The organism is Spiroplasma turonicum, assembly GCF_001262715.1.
Lineage (GTDB): Bacteria > Bacillota_I > Bacilli_A > Mycoplasmatales > Mycoplasmataceae > Spiroplasma_A > Spiroplasma_A turonicum.
This window is the reverse complement of sequence record NZ_CP012328.1, coordinates 389,444-416,058: the sequence shown is the minus strand read 5'-3', so window position 1 is coordinate 416,058 and position 26,615 is coordinate 389,444. Positions and strand designations below refer to the sequence as shown.

The window sequence follows — 26,615 nt, the reverse complement described above, 5'->3', positions numbered from 1 at the left end:
TATTTAGTCCTAATTTTCTACTTCAAAAATATCATGACCTTGACAAAAGTTACCTTGCATTGCAAGAAACATGTTATAAAATCCCATTCCTTGAGAATATTTTTCAGCTAACTTTTTACCTTCTTCATATTTAGACAAATCTCCACCATTGGTGAACCCTTCTAAACTTTTATCAGTTACAATATAAGAATTAAATGAACCACCATCGTGTCCATAAAAAATATTTGATCCAGGTAAAACGTCAATTTTAGTAACTAATTGTTTTTCATTATTTGATTTTTGTACATTATACTTAATTCTTGTGAAACTTATAAAATGCTCTTCAGAAATTGTTTTTTTAAAACTTTCGCTTAGATTGCTATATACTAATTTTTTAAGTTCTAATGATTTTTCATATGTTTGTGTTTCATATAATTCTTTTGATACTTTTATTTTTGATTCCGGTAGTGCTTCAAATAATGTCATTCGAATTTCTTCAACAATGTTATAACTTAGTTTTAGAGTTTGTGATGGTTTAAAAATTTTCATATCAGGAATATTATTAAATACAATTCCTTTATTAGATGGTGTCGCACCTTCAATCATTAATTGAGCATTGGTTGTAATTCCTTTTGCAAAAAATAACAAGTTACCTCTTAAATATTCAAAATCTTTATTAGCAGCACCTAAATTTTCTACAGCCATTGATATTATACTTGTTTTATCTTTTTCATCTTTTAAAACATTTTCTAATTGACTATAAGCACCTTTATATAAAAATATATTTCCTAAATCTTTATTTACAAAAAAATCATTTACATTAATACCCTTATTTAAAGTTACTGTAACTGAACCAGTTAAATTCTCACTTTCTTTTTTAGCTTTTATTTCATAAGCTGCACCAATTCCATTTTCTCCTGCATTTTTTTGTTCTATATCAACTTGATTTATATCTATACTAGCTTGATTTACATTATTTAAACTATCTATAATAGATTTATTTGTTATTTTAAAACCTTCAGAACCAACTGCAATGCTTGCATCAATTGTGCCATCATCAAGTTTATTACCTGCTATAAATTGTTTTACTTTTACAACCTTATTTAAACTTAGTTTTTCCTTATCAATTGTTACAGTTACTGTTAATTCTTCTTTTAAAACTGATAAAATTTTAACTTTAATTTCACTAGTTGTAGATTTTAATAAATCAAATTGTATTCTTTTATTTGAATGATCAATTGTAACTTCTAAATAATCTTTTTCAGTATATTCAATAGTATCAGGTAAGTTATCTTTTGATAAATCATCATAATTTGTAATATTTGCAAAAATTCTTTCTCCTGCTGAACCACTAATTGAATTTACATCAAGATTAAATTTTGCTTTATTTTCTTTATTCTCTGTACCACAACTTATAACAATTGGAGTGATTAAAGTTGAAGATATTGTTAGAGACGATAAAATAGTTAAAAGTTTTTTCATATTATATTCTCCTTCTTTTTTTTTATTATTTAAAAAATTAATTAATTAAAAGAAGGTGGCGCTGATGCCTTTTTCATTTGAGTCAATAAAGTTGAGAAATGTGTAGTTATCTTTATTTCAATTTCTATCTTAAAAGATGTATTTATATAAAATACTTTTTTATTAAAAAATTTATTATAATTATTTAAACTTATATTATTTATAAAAAATATATTTGAATCAATAAAATCTTCAATATTGTTTTCTATAAATGAAACATTTAAAAAAATAATATGATTTTCTTTAATTAATCGTTTTGATAATATTAACAATGAAAATAATATAATGTTAAGAATAAATATTAAACTAATTAAAACCATTAAAATAATTAATATATTTAAATTTTGATTATTAAAATTTTTATTAAATATAGATGAACATTTTAAAAACAGAATTGGAATTGTTATAAATAATATTCCTTTTGAAAAATTAAGATTTTTAAAGATGTCAATGATGTCGTTAAAATCTTTATAATTAATTGACATTTTTTTGCTGTTAATTTTATCAATAATTTTAGCTAACTTAACTATTAAAAATAATGTAAAAATTATTATAAAGAAAAGTAAAGAGATTATATTAAAATTGAATAAGAAGCTTGAAATACTCAAAACTAAATATGTATTTGAATAAAAAATCATCATTGAGATAATAAAAAAAACAAATATTGAAATAAAAAATATAAATAGTTTGTTGCCCTTAAGTTTCTTCATATTATCACCTATTAAACTAATTATAACAAGTTAAGTAATAATGTAAATAAATATAATTTAGAAAAAATTCTATATCTATAACTAAAAAACCAACATTTAAATGTTGGTTTTTTTAATTATTTATTAGTTTTTCTTTGTACTTTTTTTTGTCTTTTTTCTTCTAAGTTTTTTAGATATTCAATATTTTTTAATTTTAAATTAGATTCATATTCTTCATAACTTGATAGTTTTGACTGTAATTTTAGTATTTTTTCTTCATTATTAGTTTTTTCTTTAGGATTATTTTTTAATTTTAATAATTTAGCATTTATTGAATCTTTTACACCATTAGTTGAATCTAATACTAGAACTCCTCTTTTGATGTCTAACATTCTTCAGAATCCTAAAACTGATGCACTTATAAAACAAGCTATAATTAATGCAGTTAGAGTGATTCCTATACCAGTACCTATTGAAGCCCCTGTTAATGAAGTAGAACTATCTACTAGTTTTGAAGATAAAAGTGCAAATACAAATACACCACCATGACTTGCTAACAGAGTAACTTTACCAAGACCAATTATAATACCAACAATTGTACCACCAATCATTGCACTGACTGCAACTCTTTTTGGGTCTTTAACCATAAATGGTATTGCACCTTCTGATACAAAACAAGCTCCCATTAATCAGTTAGCCTTAGCTGCATCTCTATCTTTTATAGTTCAAACTTTTGGGAAAATTACTGTACATAATGCAATCATAATTGGTGGCACCATACCAGCTATCATTGCTGATGCCATAATTATTGTTTGTTGATCATATCCTGTAGCATTAGGATCAGTAATTAAACCTTGTACTATTGATAAATTACCTAAAGCATAAGCTATTTTATTAATTGGACCCCCCATGTCAACACACATCATAAATCCAGCTAGTACAGAAGCTAATACTAATAAATTATTAGCTGCTAGTCATTGTATTCCATCTTGAATACTTCTCATTAAGTATCCCAAGGGGATATTAATTGCAAACATACACAAACTTATTGATAATAATGAAATTACTGGGATAAATACTATATCTCTTACACCTGTTAGAGATTTTGGAAATTTATTCATTGCTTTAGATCAACCAAAAACAAGTAAAGCTGCTAAATAACCCCCAAATATTGCACCAATAAATCCAGACTCCATTCCTCTAATATTTTCTGGTAGTAATCTTGCAAATAAACCGCTTCAAGATACTTTAGGGTCTCCATAAGCAAAATTCATTACATTTGTTGAAAATAAACCTGCAATCATACCTGGCATTAAACCTTGTGAGCCAACAATTGAATATGCTATATAAGCTCCAAATATCGGTACCATCATTGTCATAGATGTTTTACCAATTGCTGCAAATCATCCAGCTACAGGACTAGTAACACCAAAATTACCTTTTGCATCACCATTACCTGCTGCAAAATCAATTAAGAAAGCTATCCCTAAAATGATACCTCCAGCAACAACGAATGGAAGCATTCTTGATAATCCACCTAATAAATTTCCTTTTATATCAAGAAATTTTCTTAGAGTCAATTCACCAGAACCTTCACCCTCATCTGAAGCAGCTTTTATAGTTTTTAAATTCTCACCTTTTTCAAACTTTTCAATTAATTGTGGTCCTTTAAAAATTGCTTCTTTTGTTGAAGTATCTATTACTTGTTTACCATTAAATCTAGAAAGTCCTTCTAAAGCTTTGTCATGTGCAAAGATAATAACTTTTGCATTTTCAATATCGTCTGCAGTTAAGCGGTTTTCTATACCTCTTCTACCCTGAGTTTCAATTTTTGCTGTATAACCTTTTTGTTTTGCATATTCTTCAAGTTTTTCAGCTGCCATATAGGTATGAGCAATACCCGTTGGACATGCAGTAATACCTATTAAATCATAACCTTTAGTTGAATTTTCTTTTTTTTCTACTTTTGTATCTTTTGTTAATACATTTTTAATTTCATTAACATTTTTTGAATTTCTTAAAGTACTTTGCACATCTGCTTTCATTAAATAACCTGATAAATCTGCTAAAGCACTAAGGTGCTCATTACCATCTTTTCCATTAGTCATTATCATAAAAACTAAATCAACTGGTTGGTCATCTAAAGATTGTCAATCAATTTTATTTTTTAACTTAACAAATCCAATGGCTGAGTTTTTTACTGTTGGATTTAATACATGAGGTATTGCAATTCCATCACCAACACCTGTAGAACCTTCAGATTCTCTTTTGTAAACTGCCTTTTCAAAATCTTCTTTAGAATTTATAAAATTATTTTTTAATAATTCTTCTGATAAGAAACTTATAACTTCTTCTTTAGATTTTAAATCTTTATTAAAGAAGGATATTTCTTTTTTGAATAAATCTTTTAATTCCATAAATTTTCCTTTCTATTTTAGTTTAATTACTTCAATTTCATTAACTAAACCTTCTATTTCTTTTTTTTCTGCTAATCACTCAGTAAAAGCTGTTGCTCCTCCTGAGGCAGCGGCGTATTGTAATACTTTTTCAATATTAAAATCATGTGATAATCCAAATACAAATCCAGCCAACATACTATCACCAGCTCCAACAGAGTTAACAAGTTTACCCTTTGCTGTACCAACTTTATATATTTCCCCATTAGAAGAGAAAAATATGCTTCCTTTTGACCCCATACTTAACAAAACATTTTGTGCCCCTAATTCTTTTAACATATTTACAAGTTTAAATATTTCTTCATCACTAAAATTTTCTTTAAAATCGATTTTTAGAGTAGCACAAATTTCTTCAAGATTTGGTTTTATTAGGTAAGGTTTAGATTCTAATACATTTAAAAGTAAATCCTTAGTACAATCACATATAAGAATTGCTTTTTTATCATTAACAATTTTACCTATGATATTATAAATATCATCATTAATACCTTTTGCCGTACTTCCTGTTAAAACAACTATATCTTTTTCTTTTAATTTGGTTTTAAAGTAATTTAAAATACTAATTATATTATTATTATCTACATTAAACCCCAAACCATTTAATTCTGTTTCTTGCCTTATTTGTAAGTTCTTAATTTTATAATTGACTCTGGTATTCCCTTTGTTAAGGTAAAAATTATTTTTAAGTTTTATTTCATTGAATTTATTGAAAAATATGTCTTTATTTTCTTCTCCCAATATTCCAATAGCTTCAACATTTGCACCTAAGTTATTTAAAATTATAGCTGCATTAATACCTTTACCACCAACAACTTTATAATCATCATTATAATAATTAGTCATACCAAGTTCTATGTTTTTATTAACAAGAATGATGTGATCAACGGCAGGGTTTAATGTTAATGTATAAATCATCTATTACACCTCTTCATCTATAACTGCTAGTTGAGATTTATCACCACATTTGACAAAAGATCTAGAGTTTAATTTACTTTTATCAGCCAATGCAAATGCTAAATGTGAATTTTTAACAACTATTTTTTTTATTTCAGCTTCATCTTCATCAGTTGTATAGAAATTATAGTCAGAATCTATTGCATTAATGCCAATAAAAGCAACATCAAAATAATATTTTTTTAAAGAATTTATTGTTTCTACACCAACTATTGCATTTGTTTTTAACTTTAATCTACCAGGTAAGATATTAATATCTTCTATACCATTATTTGCTAAAACCTGTGCATGAAGAATTGAATTTGTATAAATCCTATTATTTAAGTCTTTTTTTATAATTTTGGCTAAAAAATATGTAGTGGAACCAGCATCTAAAAATACTGATTCATTAGGTTTTATACATAATAAAGCTTTTTCCGCAATTATTTTTTTTTGATCAATATTATCAGATATTTTTTCACTAAAATTAGCCTCTAATATAGATTTTTCTTTTAAAGTCTTGGCACCACCATGAACTTTAATCAAATAATTTTGGTTATGTAACTCATTCAAATCACGTCTTAAAGTGGTAAAAGGAATACTGAGTTCTTTTGATATTGATTCATTTGTTGCATATCCATTTTTATTAACATACTCAATTATTAATTCAAATCTTTTTTCTTTGAACATCTTTTACTCACCTCAAATATATAATACTACTAAAAACCAAAATAAACTAAATATTTTATTTTTTTTAGTTTATTTTGGTCTTTTTTGGTTAGTTTAATGAAAATAAAAAATAAAGTTAGTACTTATCTTCTTTTCCTTTTTACTTTTTTTTGGTCCAGTCCTCTTGACTTTCTCATAGCAAACTCTAAATCTTTGTAAAGATTTTCTTGTTCAATTGCTTCATCTCACAAAGGATTTATTACATCCTTACTTTCTGATTCTTCTTTTGATTTAGTCGCTATAGCTTGTGGGCTAGCACCTTTTTCAATTAATTCAGCTTGTTCAATGGTTAAGTATGGGTCCTGAGGTCTAATACCAGTTTGAACTAATGAAGCAAGTTGCATTCTTATTTGAGATGAAGATATTTTTTTATCTTTAAAATCTATTTGTCATTGTATTGGAGAAACTTTTTCGTATTTATATGGTTCTTTCATAATAGCATATAAAACATTAACAAATTTTTCAAAACCTTCTTCACCTTTTCAAAAACTAGTTAATTCTTTTAAATTAATTTCACCATTAATTAGATCATACTTTGAAAAATGCATTTCAAATACCTTAGTAGATCAATCCTCTTCCTCAATTAAATAAAAATTTGTGAATAAAGAGCAATTAAAAACATGTCTATCAAACTCATATATTGATAAATTAAATCTATCGACAGTAGTTGTGTCGATTGAAACATTAAAGTTTTGAATATTAACAACTTTACTTAATCACTGAAATACTGATTGCGTGTACTTAAGAATAAACTTTAATTTTTGACTTGAGAAAATTATAGTTTTTCATCTAGTAAAATTAAAATCATATTCTGACTCTTTACGATTTGAAGCGATATTAAAATCAAGATTAGCTTGTATGAATTCTTGTATAGATAAATAGATCATCTCTTTTTTCATAAGAAATCCTCCTATTAAATATTATTATATCATAAAAAAGATTGATAAAGATTAACCTATTGGTTAACAAATGTCTAATCTTATTTTTTATTAAATTTACTTATAAAGTTTTTAATTTTTTTTGAATCTATATTTCACTCTTCAGTGGTATCATCAAAATTAATTAATTCTTCTGATTTTGTTTCTAAATCTTCATTTAATATACTTTTTTTATCTTCAAAACTAGTTTCAGCAACTGTTGAGTTTATTGGTTGTTGCATAGGCATAGTATCAGGTTGTTGCATAGGCATAGTATCAGGTTTCTGCATTGGTTGAGGTTGTTGCATTGGTTGAGTTTGTTGCATTGGTTGAGGTTGTTGCATCAAATTCTCAAAGCCATTAAACTGTGGTTGTTGAATTGGTTGAGGTTGTTGCATTCCAACATTGTTTGAATATGCATAATTATTATAAGTTGGCATTGTACTATATTGCATTGGCAAAAGAGTTTGAGGTTGTTGCATTCCCATATAATAACCATATTGATTATAACCAGTATGATTCATATAAGGGTAATTATTATAGTTATACATTGAACCGCCATTATATGGCAAAGTAAAAGGTGACGGTGATATAGCACCATTCAAAAGATTATTATTCATTTGTTGACAAGCATAAAGAGCTTTTTGAAAATTATCATACATTCCACAAAATATTCTATTTTGATCAAGAATATAAAATAAATTATTTCTTACTCACATTACATAGTACATAAATCGACCTACCCAACTTTTTGTTTTTTTTGTTTATTCTTTATCTTCTGATTCTTTAGCAACGGGTTTACCACTATTTGTATCAAAAAATTTTGTTTCTTTTGATTCTACATTTTTAACACTTTCTAGACTATTATTTAATGTTGTTTTTTGTTCTATAAAATTTTTTTTCTTATCTTTTTCTTTTTTTGCTTTTTTTTCTAATTTCAATGCAAGTTTTTTACTTTTTTTGTCCAATACATTATTATTCTCGATTAAATCCTTATTAAACTGGTCACTATCTTCTAAAGCCTTATAAATTGAATCCATATTAACAGGAAGCTTAACTAAATTAAGTATTGGTGTAGTCTCTTTTATTAAGTATAAAAATATTCAGTTAATTTCCTTAGTGGAGTTAGTTGCAAAAACTATTGAATTTTCAAGTTCATCATATTTGAAAGCTTTAATGTTTTTTCCATTTAAAAACTTTTGGAATGATTCATAGTCAAATCTTTCATAAAAATACATTTTATATTTTGCATACATATTTAAATCAATTTTTGAACCTTTAAAAACTAACTTACCTTTATCAAGAACTACATAATAATCAATTAGATCATTAATTTCATCAATATTATGTGATGTTATAACCACTGTTCTTTCACGATTTTTATAATCAATTAATAAATTTCTCATTTTATTTCTTCAAGATGAGTCTAAATTAGCTCCTGGTTCGTCAAGAATTATTATATCTGTATCTTTAATTAAAGATAATATAAGACTTAATCTATTTTGCATTCCTCATGAGAAGTTTTTAATTTTTTTATGAGCATCTTTTTTTAAATCAAAAAAATCCAATCAGTAATCAACTTTATGATTAATAGACTTTTTTTCAACACCTAAAACAATACACATGTTCTTAAGGTATGTCACAACATTCATTTCATATAATGAAAAATCCATTTGGGTATAGAAACTTACATCTTTATTTGCTAAATGAGCTTTTCTTTTTTTCTTAGAATAACCACAAACTCTTACATCACCTTCAAAATTAGAAATGGCACCAATTATTGTCTTTATGACAACTGACTTTCCACTACCACTTGCACCTAATATTGCGGTTGTTTTACCTTTTTCTATTTCAAAATTTAAAGGACCTATTTTAGTATTTTTAAATTTTTTAACATAGTCCTTAAATATAACAACATTATTTTCCAAAACATTCACCTCATTATAAAAGAATATTATACTAATTATACCTTAAAAAAACAAAATAATCTACTCAATTCATTATTACAATTTATGATTGATTAGATTAAGTTTAACTTATATATTAATTTTATACTAAAAAGTTTTATTTTTTTATTTATCAATTAAATTTTCATATACATCATTATATCTATTACCTAAAATCTTAATTTCGTTTAATTTTTTATCTATTTCATTTAACTCAGATGTTGAGAAGATTATTTGTGTTGAACTTATATTTTCAACTAATCTATTCAATTTTTTTGTACCTGGAATTGGAACTATTCAATCTTTTTTATGCAATAATCATGCCAATGCAATAGAAGCGGTTGATGTATTTTTCTTGTTTGCAATTATTTCTAAATATTTAACTAATTCATAATTTTTCTCTAAATAATCAGGATTATTAAATCTAGGAACTGTATTTCTAAAATCACCTTTTAGAAATTTATTTCCTGGTTTAATATTACCTGTTAAAAAACCTTTACCTAATGGAGAAAATGGTACAAATCCAATATTTAATTCTTCAAGTGTTGGCAAGATTTCCTTTTCCACATTTCTTCAAAACATTGAATACTCACTTTGCACAGCAGTTAAAGGACAAATTTCGTTTGCTTTTCTAATAGTGTTTGCTGATGCTTCACTTAATCCTCAATGTTTAATTTTACCCTCCTTTATTAAAATTTTCATAGTATCTGCAACATCTTCAATAGGAGTATTTGGATCAACTCTATGTTGATATAACAAATCAATGTAAGTTGTTTTAAGTCTTTTTAATGAACTGTCCACCATTCTTATAATATTTTTTCTACTACTATCAACACCAATTACATTATTATTATCATCATAAGAAAATCCAAACTTAGTTGCAATTACAACTTCATCTCTTATGTCCTTAAAAGCTTCTCCTATTAATTCTTCATTAATATATGGACCATAAATTTCAGCTGTATCAAAAAATGTAACTCCTTCATTATATGCTTCCAAAAGAAACTTTATTGATTCTTTTTTTTCAGGAAATGGTGGAAGACTAAAACTTAGCCCCATACAACCAAGACCAATTTCTGATACCTCTAAATTTTTACCTAATATTCTTTTTTTCATAATTATTTTCCTTTCAATAATATGATAAAAGATTAAACTTAGGTTAATGCAATAGTTATTATGAATTATTTACTTTTTTTATTATAAAATTCTTTTTTATACTGAATAAATTCAAGTTGTTCTTTTAAAACTTCAATTTGTTTTAAAGTTTCTTTTTCTTGCTTTAATATGATTTTTAAACGTTCTTCAAATGTTTGTTCTCCAACTAAGGCTAAATCAACATATTTTTTAATCTCTTTTAATGGCATACCTGCTTTTTTTAAACAAGAAATTGTCTTTAATCAAGAAACTTTATCATAATAAATATATCTATAGTTATTCTCATCTCTATTCATAAAAGGAATAAGACCTTTTTTGTCATAAAATCTTAAAACATATTCTGGCAAGTCTATTTCTTTTGAAATATCTTTTAAATATAGTTTTTTCACTTATTTAATCTCCTACTAAATATATTTATAGATGCCTTGTTTAACTTCTTCTTTTTCATTTGTTGATCTTTTTACACTAATTACTCCAGGTATTTCAGTTACACTTGTTAAAATATTATTTAATTCATCTAAATTAGAAACTAAAATTGTTAAACTAATATTTACAATATAAGTTTCATTATTAACTATTAATCTTACCTCTTGAATGCTTGAACGTCTATTTGAAATTAATGTTATTAAATCTAAAAATAAATTTGGTCTATCATAAGTTTCAATTTTAATTTTTGTACAATATTTAATTTCATCGGTTACTTCCTTATTTCATGAAGTTTTTAATAAATTTTTAATAGAGATAACACTTTTGATATTTATACAATTATTTCTATGAACCTGAATACCCTTAGATTTAGTGATAAAACTAACAACACTTTCATATGGAATAGGATAACAGCAACTACTTAATGTGCACTCTACTTGACTTATACCATTAATTATTAAATCATTTCTTGCTTTACTTGATTTAAACTTTCTAGTTTTTATGTCATTAATTACATTTATATCTTTAAGTTTATCTTTAGAAATAAATACATAGTTTACAGCTTCTTCGATTGTATAATGGCCTTTACCAACATTTAATAAAAATTCATCAATATTTTTAAAATCCAATTCTTCTAACTTTCTTAATATATCTTCATGTGAGTTAACTTTTCATTTTAATTGTTTTTCTATAATGAATTTATCAATTTCTCGTTTAGTTTTAAGTATTATTTTTTTATTAGTTATTTTTTCTTTATTTTCTTCAATAACTTTTTGATCAGCTAAATAAGCTTCAATAGCCTTTTTTGCAGCTGCAGTTCTTACAAATCTAAGTCATTTTTCTTGTGGTTTTACTTCCTTAGAAGTTTGTATTTCTACCATTTCACCAGAATTTAATATTGTATTGTATGGTGAAAAAACTCCATTAATTTTACCACCCACAGTTGTATTACCTATCTCAGTATGAATTTTATAAGCGAAGTCGAGAACCGTAGACCCAAAAGGCATTGTAACAACAGTTCCATCTGGGGTTAAAATGTATATTAAAGGTGCTAAATAATCACTTTTAAATGTTTCTTCTAATTCAGATTCAAAATCAAAATTATGGTCATCATTGTATTCAATCTCTAAATTTTCATATGCTAATTTTTCTAAATTCATTAATCTTGTGAACATATCTACTTTTTGATCTATTTCTTTTTGTTTTTCTTCAACACTTATATTTCTTTCTCCTTCTTTATACTTTCAATGAGCAGCAGCTCCATGCTCTGCAATATCATCCATTTCATTTGTTCTTATTTGAACTTCAAAAATAATACCTTCTTTATTTGCTAATGTAGTATGAATTGATTGATATAAATTATTTTTAGGTGTCGCTATATAATCTTTGAAACGACCTGATAATGGTGTATACATACTATGTATTCAACCTAATATCTTATAACAATCATCAACTTTTGGAGTTATTATTCTTATAGCTAAAATATCATTAATATCTGAAAAGGATTTACCAAACTGATTCATTTTTCTATATATTGAATAAATAGTCTTAGAACGTCCAAAAACAATGGTATCATTTTGCAACCCATTTTGCTTAAATTTCTTATATATATCGTTTATCATGTCAGTGATAATAAGTTTTCTAGACTCAATATCTTCTTCTAATAAACTTTTAATTTTATTATATTCTTGAGGATTTAGATAATAAAATGAATAATCTTCTAAAATATTTTTAGCTGATTTCATACCAATTCTATGAGCAATTGTTGAATATATTTCTAGAGTTTCTTTTGCAATAACTTTTTGTCTTTCAACACTCATATATTTTAGCGTTAATAAGTTATGCATTCTATCAGCAATTTTTACAATAATAACTCTAATATCTCTAATCATAGATAAAAAAAGCTTTCTTAGATAGTTAGCTTTCATTTGCTCACGATTTTCTTTTGTAAAGTAACTAACTTTTGTAACTGCTTCAACAATATCTGCTACTTCTGTACCTCACATCTCTTCTACTTCTGAGAATGTGACAGGAGTGTCCTCAATAACATCATGTAATAGACCTGCTATAATAGTCTTAGGTCCCATTCTTCATTGTGCCAAATAATAAGCAGATGATAAAGGATGAACAATAAATGGGTCACCATTTTTTCTTTTTTGTTCTTTATGTTTTTCCTCAGCATAAAAATAAGCTCTTTTAACCTCGTCAAGTGCCTTCTTATTTTTAATATACTTCTTCATTTCAGACATCAATGTATTTACATCTCTACATTCAATATAATCAAATTCATAATCTAATGGCGTCATTATTACACTCCTTTTTAAAAAATAAAAGTAATCTTATTTATTAATTCTATATTAATTTTATAACTAAGTAAAATTTTGACTATATTTAAAGTAAAAAAATAATTGATTTACAATTATTTTTTTAATATTCAATAAGAGCGTGCTTATTATATTCATTAAACAAGTTATCATCATGAAGAAATTTTAAATCAGCTAAAAATAGTAATCCCACAATTGTAGCATTTGATTTTTTCACAAGATTAATAATTGCTTGGATTGTTCCACCAGTTGCAAGTACATCATCTAATATTAATACTTTATCAGATGACTTGATATCATTTTTATGAACTTGTAATCTATTAGTCCCGTATTCAAGTTCATAAGATTCTTCATATACTTCTCTAGGTAGTTTATCAGGTTTTCTAATAATTACAAGACCACAATTTGAAGCATAAGCAACTGCTGATGCCAATAAAAATCCCCTTGCTTCAGGTGCAACGATTATTGTTGCGCCTGATTTTTTTACGAAATCAACCATTAGATCAACCATAGTTTTGAAAGCTTCTGAGTCTTTCAAAAGAGGAGTTATATCTTTGAAACGAATTCCTTTTTTTGGAAAATCATTGACTTCAAGGATATAATTCCTTAAATCTAAATTTTTCATTTTAGTCGTTTATTCCTTCTATAATTTGTTCTTCGTTTGAAACAACTAATTTATTAATAAATCTTTTTCTTGCTAAATTATTTCTAATTCTTACTTTTTCTAAATATATAAATATAGGTAAAGATAAAAATAGGATGAATAAGTTTGATATAATTACACCTAATATTAATGCAATACCAAAATATAAAATAGGATTTATTGCTATAACTAATAATAATGATAAAGATAAGAATAATGTAAATACTAATAAGAATCTAGTAAATCCAAATTTAAATGTTTTTACTAATATTTCTGATAAGTAATTATTTTCTTTTGCTACTTTATAGATTAATTCTTTGTTTTCACGTGCATATTTTTTATACTCTGATCTTTTTTCATATGCAAATTTGTTAAATTCTAAATTTAATTTTCTTAGTTCTTCACGTGAATGCTCTTTTTCACTTAACTTAATTTTCAAAGCTTGCTTTTCTAAAAATATTTCATGTGCGATTTGACGCTTTTTCTCTTTTATTTGATATGCATATTCAACTTCTTTATTAAAGAATGTAACTAATGATTTTTGATTTCTAGAAGCAATTAAACTACGAACTTTACCAAATATTGCGAATGAAGTTGTTAGCGCAAATAATATAGAAGTAGTTATACCAATAATTATTAAACTTCCGAAAGGTATTTGTAATGAAATTATCAATCCACTTAATAGTAAAGGTGTTGCAATTACACCAATTGCCATTGCTACATAATAAGTTCATTTAAATCTAATAATTATATATATTATTAAAGCTAATATTAAAGCTAATACACTGTAAGCTAACTGTATAGTTAAATCTAACATTGTAGAAGGATTAATTCTTTTAGTTATAAATCCAGACTCAGCTGAAGGTTCGTCATCTTTTGAAACATATAAATTACTAAAAAATCTTTTAACAATTGCAGATTGTGAATTATCAGTAGTTGAAACACTTAAAGTTATTCAATTAATTGATTCTTGTTGTGATGATTCAACCTTATTGTAATTAAAATTAGTACCATTAGATACATTGAAACTTGTATTATTATAGGGTTTTGAACTTGGTGCATTTGCAATATAATTTATAACATTATTATTTAAGAAAGAATAATTGATGAACTCGCTAACTATTTGAGTCTTTTTGAAAGTTACTTCATCATTAGAGTGGTTTTCATTTTTATACTCATTAAATTGATTTTGTAAAGAAGCAATTTTTTCTTCTAAACCATTTGGAGCATCATCTGAATCTAAGTTACCTATTTGATCATATAATGTATCAATTCGGTCTCCTCATAATGTATATTCAGTTCTTCCACCAAATGTATTGTCATATTTAACACCAACAAAGAATCCAAGTATTATAGAAAGACCTATTACTAAGATTGTAAATAATGGAAGCACCTTTAAACCAGTATAAATAACTTTTTCGGTTGATTTAACTCTTAATCTTTCTTTGGTTGATGAAACAACAATTGTTTCATCGGTTTCAGATTCCAATACGTCATTACCAATTAAATAATTTATGTCTTTAATTTTAAACTCCAATTTTTGATATTTATAAGAGTTTTTTTCTTTATCAATAGTTTTTAACAAATTATTGTACTTTTCAAGTTTAATATTTAGTTTTGCAATTTTTTTATCACTTTTTGCTTGCTTTTTATTTTCAAGTTTTAATCTATGATCTTCTAATTTTTGTTCTAAAACTAAAAGTTTTTTATTTAAATCAACATTTTCACTTTCATTATTTTTACTAATATTTTTTGCAATTTTTGATTTAATCTTATTAATTTTAATTATTAAAAATAATTTAGAGAACTCATAACCTTTTGAAAGAGTATTTAATGCGAATAAACTAGGATATTTATTTAAAATGTTTGTACTTACACATAATTTAAATAATATCAGCCCTATGATAACTGCAAAAATGATTGTTGATAATGATCCAATAGTTAATGTAATAGCTAATGATTGAATTGTATTTGAAGTTAATCAAAACATACTTACAACTGGTATTAAAATTGCAACAATTATGTCGAAAATTAATGCTATGTTTTCTTTAACAGATAAGTTAAAGCTTGTTTTTAATCCCCTTTGTTTTAAAAAGTAATTTTCCTTCATACTTTCAAAGATTAAAGAGAATATTTCAACATTAATAGCTACAAGAATAAATATTGCAATTATTGTTTCAGGACCAATTGTTAATCCAAACCATAATGTTATTGTCAATAATGTTGTACCAATTATAGCTAAAGTAATGATCATTGCAAATAGACCAAGTAATCTATAAAAGAAGCACATGTAAATAAATAATGTTAGTGCAACTACTGCCATAAAAACAATTCCTATAATAAGCATTATTTTTGTAACAGATGCATTATAAGTAGCAACACTATTAACCTTAAATACAAAACCTTTACCAGAAGCGTTAAATAGTGATGCTCCAATTCTTGCTTTAGAGTCATTTTGAGTTTTTGTATATAATTTATTGTCTTTAATATAACCGTCATTTGATTCAGAACCATTTTTTAAGATTGAACCACTAAATAGAAAGTAACTTTCCATATTGTTATAGTATTTTTTGTTTTTATTTTGAATAGTATCTTTAAAATTATTATAAAAACTTATTAAACTTGAACTTAATAATGAGAATACACTGTCTATTCTTTTAAAATCAACTAAGTTATGACCTTGTCCTTCTTTATAAATTTTTATATTATTATGATATTTTCCTTCTTCAGTTTTAAAATCTTCGGTTTTTGCATTTGCATCGTAAACATATTTAGAAGTGTCTGATTCATATGAGAAAGAATCAACAATTGAGTCTAAAAATTGAGTGTTAGAAATGTCATCTGTGATTAATGAACCATATTGGAAATCATTTATACCACCACTAGTTTCAGTTTTTCACTTTCCATAAAATAAATCAAATAATATGTTTTTTGTATCTTCATCACTTTTTTTATAAGTGTCTCTTAATGGATTTATTATTATATCAAAGAAAGAATTAACTCTATCTTTTAAATCCCCAGAAATTAATTTATAAAAATTTCTTATATCATTAAAAAAACCATCAGCATCAATCATTATTTTCAAGTTTAATGGTGTTTGATTAGTTTCATCAGAAGGAAACAATGACGTAAAATTATCTCCATTTAAATCATAAGATATAGCTGGTTCTTTAGAAAGTTTACCTGTAATTGTAGTAGCAGTAGCTGCTGTAAAATAATCACTTATTCCTTTTCTAGTGATATTATCTTTTTCACCACTAATTTGCATATCTTTATTTTCATTATTTAAAAGAACTATTCCACCATTTCTTTGTATTTGGTTAGCAAAAACAGTTTCACTTTCATAAATATCCATTGGTGACATAACTTTTAAAAAGTTTTTACCTGCTGTTTCAATGATTATTTGATTACTTCCCATAGGGTTTAATCTATCATTTAAAACCTTAGCACCTTCTTCAGCATTACCATTTGGTTGATTTTCAGTACTTTCATCATTATTAGTATTATCAACACTAACAAGTGCTGAATAGTAACCTTTAAAGTCAGATCCTAATTTATAATTATCAGAAAAGAATAAAGATGAAAAGAAAATTCCTATGATTAATCCAGACAATATTACTATCATTGAAAAAAACTTAATAATTGAAGATTTCTTAATATTTTTTTTCTTATTGTTATTATTGTTCACTTTAAACCACTTATCCCTCTAAGATACTTTCTAAATCAGTTTTAATTTCTGACTTACTAGCTGTAGAAATTTCAACAAAATTTAAATATTCACAAATTTTATTAATTTTTATATTCATTATATAAAAAGCAACATCATTTAAATCATATATTTTATTATTTTTAACAACTATGTTATTAAAATAATTTATTATATCTATAAGTTTTATAGACGGTATTTCTTTTCTTAATTCTAATAATTTTAGAGAAAGCATTTTAGTTATTGCTGACTCCATTTCTATAAAATCCATTTAATCACCATTACCTAAATAATTATAAACAAAAATTATGCTAAATGTTTAATTTTTAAAAATAATTAATAAATTAATTGTTCTGGTTCTTATTTTTAGTAGATTTTTTATTAATTTTTTTAGATAGTTTTTCATTTTCTTTTTTTAAACGAACGATTGCAATTTGTTTAATTTTTTCTAATTCTTGTTCATTATTTCTAACCTTATGAACAATTTTATTTCTTTCTTCATTGTTTTTAATGTCATATTTAAAAATCCCTTTTACCTTTTTTGTTTTTAGAATTGTAACTTTCATTTCAGGATCTTTAAAGAAGATTTCTTTTTCTATTTGTTGTCAGTTTAAGACTGTCATAGCAACCATTACAACACTTCTATGTAGATAATTACCGCTTATTCTATTAGTTGCATCTCAATTTAAAATGTCATTTTGATAACCTTTATCTATCAATAACTTATTAATATCTTTAGCTTTATTAGTTGTGATCATAAATGTTCTTACTTTATATTTTGGATACATTGCATTAGTTGTTATTCCCGCTGTTAAAACAAGTACTATTGAAGCAAATAATGAAGGGCCAAATATAAATAAAACTTTCATTTTAATAATGTATCCTATTGGAACATCACCAGTAAATTTATTTTTACAAACATATTCAACAAGTCTAGCAAAATCAGCAGTATTCATATTACTTAAGTCATTATTTCCATAGTTTTCAAATAGTTTTGTCATTCCATAATCTGGATTTAAACTGTTCATAGCTTTTGCATAATTTCACATTTCATCCAATAATCCAACCCTATTAGCCTCATTTACACCCATACTTTTTAAAACACTCATCTTAATATCACTATTAATTTCAGATATAGGTAATATGATTGTATTTAATATTATTATTGTACCTAAAATAACAAGATTAACATTTCTATTAATTGATCCAACAGATTTATTTGTTTTATTTGAATAATATATGGTTAAAAAATCTAATCCACCAGTTGAAGAACCGATTTTATAAACCAAAGAATAAGCAACACCAAGCATTGCTCCCGCAATTGCAGCAAAGATAAATAATCAAATTGATGTATTTCATGCATTAGGTTTAGTACTCATTTCAGTAAAGTTTATAATAAAGTTAAATTCCTGCGGATTGATAAATGGTATGTTTTGGAAAATTTGGTCAAATCCTATTTGTAAGCTCATAAATATAAGCGTAGTTAAAGTAAATTTTTTACCAAGTTTAATAACCCCAAATATAAATAAAGGAATATTAATTAAAAAATAGAATATAAAGTAGAATGAACCTTGCATTTGTCTATCATTTTGGAAAGTTAAGATTGAAAAGAATCTTGCCAAAGCACCAATACCAGCAGGAAATAATCCTGTTCTACCAGTTGGAGTTACAAAATAGTCAAAAGCTATTGTTATTAATAAAGCAGCCAATACAAGCATCATAAAATCTTTTAAAAATCTTTTTTTAAAATACTCTTGAACTAATAAATTTTGTTCTTTTTTTGAAATTATTTTATTCTCAATATAAAAAAGATGTTCTTGATCATCTTTTATTAATAATTGTTTTGCAATACTTTTATTTAGCTTCTTTTTTGATAAAGGTGAAAGCTGCTCTTCAACATTAATATTATCTTCAGTAACTTCTACCTTGACTTCTGTTTCAGAAATTATTGTATTTTCATCAATCATTTGTAGTTCCCAACCCTTTACTTACTTAATTACTTTTTTTATTTTTTGCATTATCAATAACTTTACTTAGGTCATTATTAATTGCTCTCTTATTTTTTTGACGATTTAAAATTAATTCTCTTAAAACGTCAGAATCATACTGTGACTTTCCATTTTCATGTGCTTTTTTAATAATTTCTTCTTCTGGATCTAAATAATAATTATTTTGACATTTATTTTTTACACTGTTTATTTGTAATTTAGCGTTTTTAATAATTTGTTCTAAACTATTATCAAGTTTAGGTTTATTTGGGGAAGATTTTATGTCTTCTTTATTTAGAGAAGTATGTTTGGGTGAATCAAGAAAAATTAAATCTAATAATTCTTGAAAGGCTTGTTCGCCAGAATCAGTAACCTTTTTGTCTTTACTTTTATCTTTAAACATTCTACACCTCTAATAAAAATAGTATAAATTAAAAAAAACAAAAAAAAAGCACCAAAGGTGTTTTTTTTATAAATAAAATGACTATTTTGCGTTTTTCAAACGAATTGTAACTTTGAATGAACCAACTTTTAATGGGTCATAATCATTTCTTGTAATATCAACAACTGTGTAAACTTTTTGATCTCTTTCTGAGTATCCATTAAATACAATTGGAGTATTAACTTTGTTTTTAGTAACCAAATAGACAGGTAATTTTGCAGCTCCCATTGCAGGAATTTTTATGTAAACCACTATTTTTGAGAATGGTGATTCTACTTCTGCTAATTGTTGATTTAAGAATTTCATAAATTCATTAGCAACTAATTGTGAACCTTGTCCAGCTGATTCTACAAATTCATGTGTATCATTATGTGTAATGTAAAATGAAATTGCAGCATCTAATGCAACAAGTAAGTGTTTTTTAATAACAGTTGCACCATCATATGTATATGATGATTTATCTTGAGAGCGGTCTGCAATAACTTTTGCAACTGCTTTTGCATATTCTTCTATTGAGAACATTTTTTCTAATTGTAAATCGTATTTAGCTGATTTATTTCATAGTAATTCATCATCATTAACATGAATATTTTGTAAGAACATTAGTTTACGCAATCATTTTTTAGGAGCATTTTTTCATTCATCTTCTCCCAAAATAATTTTACTTGGACCTTCGTCTTCAATTTTTTTCTTCATAACTTCAACAATGTCAAGTGCTTCTGGGGTTAAACCTTTTTTATCAATTAACATTAATGAAGGTCCTAAACCTGAAACAAGTTTTGCAACATTTTTCTTGAACATTTTTGGTCAAGCATCGTGATCTAATTCAAATAACTCATTAATAACTTCTAATTCATCATTGTTGTTTTTTGTAAAATCTAAAACAAGTCTTGATGAAAGTAAGTTAAATAATCTTGCTAAAAGATATTTTAATGTATTTGATGTTTCATAAATTTTAAATTTATGAAGTGGATCATTATCTCATGGAGATAATGCATTGTTATACATAATTTTTAAAGCAATAAAGTTAACACTTGATTTTTTTGTAACTTGAGCAATTGCTCCAGCTTCAGTATCAATTACGTCGATTGTTTGTCCGTACTTATCAACCATTTCTTTAAATTGCTTTGAATTATATATAAGCATATCTGCTGTACCAACTATACCATCAGAAACACCAAGTTTAAAGTTTTTTACTTGATTTACAAATTCAGTATTAAATGAAAATGCTTCTGGTTCGTGAACAATTTGTCCATATTTAATATCTTTAAAAACAGTTAAGTCAGCGTCTCTATAAATGAACTTAGTTGCTAAAACTGTATCTGTTGTGTCAAACTTATCATTAGTTGATAAAGCTAAGTCAACATTAACAACTGTTTCAAGACTAGGATATTCTTCCATCAAGTATGTAATTACCATAGCAGCGTTAGCTTTACCATAACCTGTTGTAGCAATCACAAAAGCTTTTCCTCTAAATTTAAGATGTTGAATAACCACATTACGCCATCAATATTTTTTCACTGTTTTTACACCTGGACGGTCTTTTACTGTGAAGTATGCTGTTGAAACAATACCAATCATCTTTTGTCTTCACCTCATTTTTTTCTCATTTTACCTCTATGTGAAAATTAATTTACATAAAGATTAATTAGATTATACTTGATTTTTAAAAAAATAACCACTCTATTTTATTAAAAAATGATTAAAGTGGTTTTTATGATTTATTCAGTTTTCATTACTTCTAAAAATATTGTAAATGACTCAGCAACAACTCCACTAATAAATCTACCAATATGTTTATTGTTATCTTTATCAACTGAAGTTATCATTAAATTAATATCTTTGTTGTAAATCATTCCACTTAAAGATGTAACTGTTATTAAATCTTCAATTAAAAACTTATTCAAAAACAATGGATCAATTTTTGACAAAAGTCCGTATTCCAATCTTTTTAAATAGCCAAAACCACTTATTTTAACAGTTAATAATCTATAAATTCTAATAACATCATTTAATTGTGCAAATAAATCTTCATCTCTATTTAAATAAATAATTAATAAATTTGATTTTTCTTCTATTTCCATATTTATTCCCTAATCTCTATAAGTTTTTCTCTAACTCTTTTAATTTTTTCTTTTTCTCTTCTAATTTTTTTGACTTTGGCGATTCTTTATGGACTTCTCTAAATCTTTTCTTGTCTCTAATTGAATTAAACTTAGCTATTTGTTCATCCCTATAAGAAACCTCTTCATCTTTCAACTCTCTTAGGTCTTTTAAAGTATCATTTAATGATTTAACTATTTGAGTTGTGGCATATGGGTCATTTGGGTCATAATACATTACATTGTCAAAAACATCTTGGGTTTCTACATTTGGCATAGTTCCCACAACTAATGAATGAAATCTATTATAATTATCTTTTAGATCTGCAATTTTAGTTCTAATTGAATTTGGTGGTGAGTCCATCATAAAATCTGAAATCATAAGTAAATCAGCTCGTTTAAAGTCTTCAGAGTGCATTTTTTCAATCATTTTGAGAAATGCTTTTTTTGAGTTAGTTTTACCATAAAAAGATTTTGAAATAAATTCTAATAATTTCTTCAAATTTAAATGTTTTGCATTAATTGTAAATTCATCAACATAATCATTTGCAAAATTTAAAAAGACTAAATCTCTTTCTTCTTTTAATGCAACCTTTGCAACTGCTAAAGCAAGTGCCTTAGAAATATATTCACCTGAACCTTCCATTGAACCAGATGTATCAATACAAACTATAAACTTACCTTGTTGTAAAGGTATTGGTGCTTCATATTCAACTTCTTCAACATCATGTTCAATGACTCTTTCATTTGATTCGAATAAAAAGGTTTGAAGTTGTGACTCAATAAACTTTTTAAAAAATACAATTTCAAAATCTTCATCGAATAAACTTGCAAATTCCATTGGTAATAAACGTTCTATATCTTTTGAAATGGTTAAACCAACAATTTCTTCTGGATTATATGGTAACTTTTTAAATGTCGGATATGTAACTATTTGTTCAGTAATATTTTTCTCCATTAAATTATCTTCGCCATTTAATCTACCTAATAATTCTGCAATTCTTAAAATAGATGGGTCTTTATAAAGAAATTCTGCAAATCTTGATATTGATTCAATATTTTGATTCTTTAATTCATCTTCAATATTTGTTAATTTACCAAAAACATCATATAAAGTTTTATAAATCTTTGCATAACGACCATAATTTTTTACAATGGAATAAACTTCAACTAAATAATTATATCTTAAATCTTCAACTGCTTTCATTCTAAAATCAATAATTCTCTTTGTTAGCATAAATGTTCAATTTCTAAAAAACTCAGTTAATCAATCTCTGTCTTTTAACTCCCAATAACCATTTTCAATTTTTCATTCCATAGTATCAATATACGTAGAAAATGGAGAGTCAAATTCAATTAACTTATTTTTAATTAAATTTAAATTTTTTGAAAAACTTACTTCGTCAAAATTATCAGAAATATAGTTATAGTATATTATTTCTTTTCTAATTGGTTCAGGTAATTTAATTTGCTTTATTGTAGAAAGATTTGAAGCACTATAAAAATTATTTATTTTATCATCTAATTGTTCTGCTGCGAATTCATTTTGTTTTTTAAAAAGTAAAAAGTCACTATTGTGTAGATCTTTTTTTCTTAATTTTTCAAGCTCTTTATTAATTTCGCTCATTGGTTTTTCCATGTCGAATCCCATAGTAACTCCTTAAAAAAATAAATTTATTAGAGAATAAATTTATCAGTTGTAAATAATATTAATACGTTTCTGATTCAAGACTGTTTAATTCTGCTGAATCTTCATCAATTTCATCTTTAGCCTTTGAATCAAAAGCTTCTGCTATACATTTTTTATAATCTAAATCAAAGAATATACATGACATGTTTGTATACTTTTTATACTCTGATAACATTTTAAAAGAAAGTTCTTTATACTTATTTTCAAACTCTTTTAATTTATTACCCAGATTCTTAATTTGATTATTATACTCTGTAGAATTTTCATTTAATATCTGATATTTTTTATTTTCATTTACAAATAATATTTGGTCTGCTTTATAAGATCTAACAAGAAAGTTTTGTGTTCCAACATATTTAACTGGATTGGGTCCAAAATGTAAATCCACTTGAAAACTTTCAGAAGGTAGGTTTCTTAGTTTATTTCAATCTGCAGCAGAAATAAAACAATGATTATAATCTTCTCCACCATCAACATAATTAATTAGATAATACGTTCCTTGCAACTTTCCTTTAAATGGATTGTCAATTGGTGTCAATCTTAAGTATTGCGCTTCAATTTGACCAATTTGTGAATTAATTACATCTAATTGATTTAATAAATTAGTTTTTTCTGTTCTTCATTCTAAACCAAATTGGTCAAGAAAAGCTTCGGTAAAAATTTTTCTATAAAGTGCTTCTTGTTCTTCATTATCTCAAATACAATATGGAATAACAAATAAATCAGGAATTTCAGCTATAGCTCTTCCATTATAAAAAGCACTAGTTTTTATAAGACCAGATATTTTTTTTCAACGTCTATCAGAAATGTAAGCTTCACCATTAGTATCTTTTGTTATTTTATTTCTGAAATAATGAATAAAGTCTAATGTTTTTCTACTTAGTTTTACTTGTTTCATTTGTTTTCGTCATGCTTCAAGTTCTTCTAAAGTAATTTGTAGATTCGGGTCAACATCAACATCTAGTGATGATTCTCCATCTAATAATTGTTCAAAGTTTTCTTTTTCAGTTAAACCAACAGCAATATAACGAATTATAAATCTATCAAATAAAGCTTCTAATCCTTCACCTTCTGCTGGTAACTCATTTGAAGCAGATATTAAAAGTTTTAATGGAACTTTGATGTCAACTCCACCGTTTCTAAATATTTTTTCATTTATGATTGTAAGTAATGTATTTTGAATACTTGGACCTGCTTTTCAAATTTCATCTAAAAAACCAATATTTGCAGACGGTAAGTAACCATCTATAACCCTAACATATTTTCCATCTTTAAGTAGCCTCAAATCAATTGGTCCATAAATTTCCTCAGGTGTAGAAAACTTACTCATTAAATATTCAAAATTAGTTCCTCCTGCTATAACAAATTTCATCCTACGTGAAATAAGTGACTTAGCTATCCCTGGCTTACCTAATAAAAATATAGATTCTTCACCTAATAAAGCTAACATAGCTAACTTAAAAATAGTTTCTTTTTCATAAACTTGATAAGAAACTTCTTTAATTAATTTTTCAATTCTTTCGCTGATATCCATAATAACCCCTTTAAATACTATTATTATAAATTAAATGTGTATTTTTTAAATACACATTTTAAAAATATTAATCATTAAATAGTTCGTCTCTACGTTTTTTATATTTAGCTTTTTTAATTCTTTCAATAGACTCTTTTATATGCTTTCTTTTTAGTTGCTTTTTAACTGTTTCAATTTCCATTTTTCTCTTTTTTTTATAACCAGGTTTAATTTTTTTAAATTTATATTTATTTATAATTTTATTTGTTTCAGATGTTAATTTTGAATTTTCTTTAATTGGTTTTTTTACCTTATCTTCAACTTTAACCAAGTTACCATCAACAAATTTATAGTTTATAAACTCAATACTTTTGGATTTTAATTTCTCAATCTTTTCTTGATTATCTGAATTATGTAGAACATAACTTAATCCTTCATAATTATTTCTTCCAGTTCTTCCACTTCTATGAATATAATAACTTAAGTCGTTAGGTAAATTTATTGATATAACATGACTTACGCCATCAATATCAATTCCCCTTGCAGCAACATCACTTGCTATTATTCATTTAAACTCCATATTTTTGATTCTTTTTTGAATGTTTACACGTTGTCTAGGATCTAAACCACCATGAAGTTCTGTAAAATTTTCAACCTTAAATTCTTTAAATCAAGAAACAACATGTTTAATTTCTTCTTTTTTATTTACAAATATAATACATACATAAGGCTTTATATTTGTAGTTAAATTTCTTAAAACTTCTTTATTTTCCTTATTCTTTGTTCATATTAATATATGTTCAATATTTTTATTAGTTATTCTATCTTCAAGATTATTTATATAAATTGAATTTTTTAAATATTTTTTAAGAAATGGTTTTAATTCATTACTCAATGTAGCTGAAAATAATGAGATATTGCATTCTTTTTTCATTTTTGAAATTAAAAAATCTACTTCGTCTATAAAACCTAATTCAAAAATCATATCACATTCATCAATTATTACATAATCAGATGTTGTAAGTTGTAAAAAGTTTTCTTCATATAATTTTTTTAATCTAGAAGGAGTTCCTATTACGATTTGTGGTTGTTTATTAGCTAATGATAAAGATTGTTTTTCATATTCATCACCACCAACAAACAATGAACAATTTATAGAATCATTAAATTTTAAAAGTTCACGGGTATTTTGATATATTTGTCTAGCTAATTCTCGTGTTGGAGTAATAATTAAACATTGAACTCGTTTCAAATCATTATCAATATTATTTATTATAGGTAATAAAAAAGAATGTGTTTTACCTGTACCAGTGTGCGATTGAGCTATTACAGATCTTCTTCTTTTGATAAGTGGTATTACCTTTTCTTGTATTGATGTTGGTTTCTTAAACCCAATATTTTCAATAGCATCATATAAAAACTTTTTAAATCCAAAATTATTAAATTCCATAACTTT

At 25.2% G+C, this 26,615-nt stretch carries 21 protein-coding genes; all 21 read right to left on the bottom strand.

Going from position 1 to position 26,615, the window contains the following annotated elements; all coding sequences use genetic code 4:
• Positions 1 to 9 precede the first annotated feature (9 nt).
• Positions 10 to 1,461: a hypothetical protein gene (locus STURON_RS02000; RefSeq protein WP_075048210.1), complete on the bottom strand. Its 1,452-nt coding sequence runs from the start codon at positions 1,459 to 1,461 to the stop codon at positions 10 to 12.
• Positions 1,462 to 1,502: 41 nt separating this feature from the next.
• Positions 1,503 to 2,210, bottom strand: coding sequence for a hypothetical protein (locus STURON_RS01995; RefSeq protein WP_075048209.1), 708 nt, complete (start codon positions 2,208 to 2,210; stop codon positions 1,503 to 1,505).
• Positions 2,211 to 2,326: 116 nt separating this feature from the next.
• Positions 2,327 to 4,606, bottom strand: coding sequence for a PTS fructose transporter subunit IIABC (locus STURON_RS01990; RefSeq protein WP_075048208.1), 2,280 nt, complete (start codon positions 4,604 to 4,606; stop codon positions 2,327 to 2,329).
• A gap of 12 nt (positions 4,607 to 4,618) precedes the next feature.
• A complete protein-coding gene (locus STURON_RS01985; protein WP_075048207.1) occupies positions 4,619 to 5,560 on the bottom strand; it encodes a 1-phosphofructokinase in 942 nt (313 codons plus the stop codon).
• Between the two features lie 3 nt (positions 5,561 to 5,563).
• Positions 5,564 to 6,268, bottom strand: coding sequence for a DeoR/GlpR family DNA-binding transcription regulator (locus STURON_RS01980; RefSeq protein ID WP_075048206.1), 705 nt, complete (start codon positions 6,266 to 6,268; stop codon positions 5,564 to 5,566).
• 122 nt (positions 6,269 to 6,390) lie between these two features.
• The gene (locus STURON_RS01975; RefSeq protein WP_075048205.1) at positions 6,391 to 7,206 is read right to left on the bottom strand and encodes a hypothetical protein; all 816 of its coding nucleotides are present in this window, start codon (positions 7,204 to 7,206) and stop codon (positions 6,391 to 6,393) included.
• Between the two features lie 80 nt (positions 7,207 to 7,286).
• The gene (locus tag STURON_RS01970) at positions 7,287 to 7,955 is read right to left on the bottom strand and encodes a hypothetical protein (RefSeq protein WP_075048204.1); all 669 of its coding nucleotides are present in this window, start codon (positions 7,953 to 7,955) and stop codon (positions 7,287 to 7,289) included.
• A 33-nt stretch (positions 7,956 to 7,988) separates the two neighbouring features.
• Positions 7,989 to 9,152, bottom strand: a complete 1,164-nt coding sequence (locus tag STURON_RS01965; protein ID WP_075048203.1) for an ABC transporter ATP-binding protein — start codon at positions 9,150 to 9,152, stop codon at positions 7,989 to 7,991.
• 144 nt (positions 9,153 to 9,296) lie between these two features.
• The gene (locus STURON_RS01960) at positions 9,297 to 10,286 is read right to left on the bottom strand and encodes an aldo/keto reductase (protein ID WP_075048202.1); all 990 of its coding nucleotides are present in this window, start codon (positions 10,284 to 10,286) and stop codon (positions 9,297 to 9,299) included.
• A 65-nt stretch (positions 10,287 to 10,351) separates the two neighbouring features.
• Positions 10,352 to 10,714, bottom strand: a complete 363-nt coding sequence (locus STURON_RS01955; RefSeq protein ID WP_082236168.1) for a MerR family transcriptional regulator — start codon at positions 10,712 to 10,714, stop codon at positions 10,352 to 10,354.
• A gap of 15 nt (positions 10,715 to 10,729) precedes the next feature.
• Positions 10,730 to 13,057, bottom strand: a complete 2,328-nt coding sequence (locus STURON_RS01950; protein ID WP_075048201.1) for a RelA/SpoT family protein — start codon at positions 13,055 to 13,057, stop codon at positions 10,730 to 10,732.
• Positions 13,058 to 13,178: 121 nt separating this feature from the next.
• Complete coding sequence (locus STURON_RS01945; protein ID WP_075048908.1) at positions 13,179 to 13,691, bottom strand: adenine phosphoribosyltransferase; 513 nt, start codon at positions 13,689 to 13,691, stop codon at positions 13,179 to 13,181.
• Between the two features lie 10 nt (positions 13,692 to 13,701).
• Positions 13,702 to 17,406, bottom strand: coding sequence for a protein translocase SecDF, variant type (locus STURON_RS01940; RefSeq protein WP_075048200.1), 3,705 nt, complete (start codon positions 17,404 to 17,406; stop codon positions 13,702 to 13,704).
• 10 nt (positions 17,407 to 17,416) lie between these two features.
• A complete protein-coding gene (locus tag STURON_RS01935) occupies positions 17,417 to 17,695 on the bottom strand; it encodes a hypothetical protein (RefSeq protein WP_075048199.1) in 279 nt (92 codons plus the stop codon).
• 73 nt (positions 17,696 to 17,768) lie between these two features.
• Entirely contained in the window at positions 17,769 to 19,391 is a 1,623-nt protein-coding gene (locus STURON_RS01930; protein ID WP_075048198.1) for a YitT family ABC transporter, read from the bottom strand.
• Positions 19,392 to 19,416: 25 nt separating this feature from the next.
• Positions 19,417 to 19,815 (bottom strand): hypothetical protein, encoded by a 399-nt coding sequence (locus STURON_RS01925; RefSeq protein ID WP_075048197.1) that lies wholly within the window; start codon positions 19,813 to 19,815, stop codon positions 19,417 to 19,419.
• An 81-nt stretch (positions 19,816 to 19,896) separates the two neighbouring features.
• Positions 19,897 to 21,453 (bottom strand): cytoskeletal motor fibril protein Fib, encoded by a 1,557-nt coding sequence (gene fib, locus STURON_RS01920; protein ID WP_236681164.1) that lies wholly within the window; start codon positions 21,451 to 21,453, stop codon positions 19,897 to 19,899.
• Between the two features lie 122 nt (positions 21,454 to 21,575).
• Entirely contained in the window at positions 21,576 to 21,938 is a 363-nt protein-coding gene (locus STURON_RS01915) for a PCC domain-containing protein (protein ID WP_075048195.1), read from the bottom strand.
• Between the two features lie 16 nt (positions 21,939 to 21,954).
• Positions 21,955 to 23,607 carry a VWA domain-containing protein gene (locus STURON_RS01910; protein ID WP_075048194.1) on the bottom strand — a complete coding sequence of 551 codons (1,653 nt, stop codon included), beginning with the start codon at positions 23,605 to 23,607 and terminating at the stop codon, positions 21,955 to 21,957.
• Positions 23,608 to 23,665: 58 nt separating this feature from the next.
• Complete coding sequence (locus STURON_RS01905) at positions 23,666 to 25,180, bottom strand: AAA family ATPase (protein WP_075048193.1); 1,515 nt, start codon at positions 25,178 to 25,180, stop codon at positions 23,666 to 23,668.
• A gap of 67 nt (positions 25,181 to 25,247) precedes the next feature.
• The gene (locus STURON_RS01900) at positions 25,248 to 26,609 is read right to left on the bottom strand and encodes a DEAD/DEAH box helicase (RefSeq protein WP_075048192.1); all 1,362 of its coding nucleotides are present in this window, start codon (positions 26,607 to 26,609) and stop codon (positions 25,248 to 25,250) included.
• Positions 26,610 to 26,615: the final 6 nt, after the last annotated feature.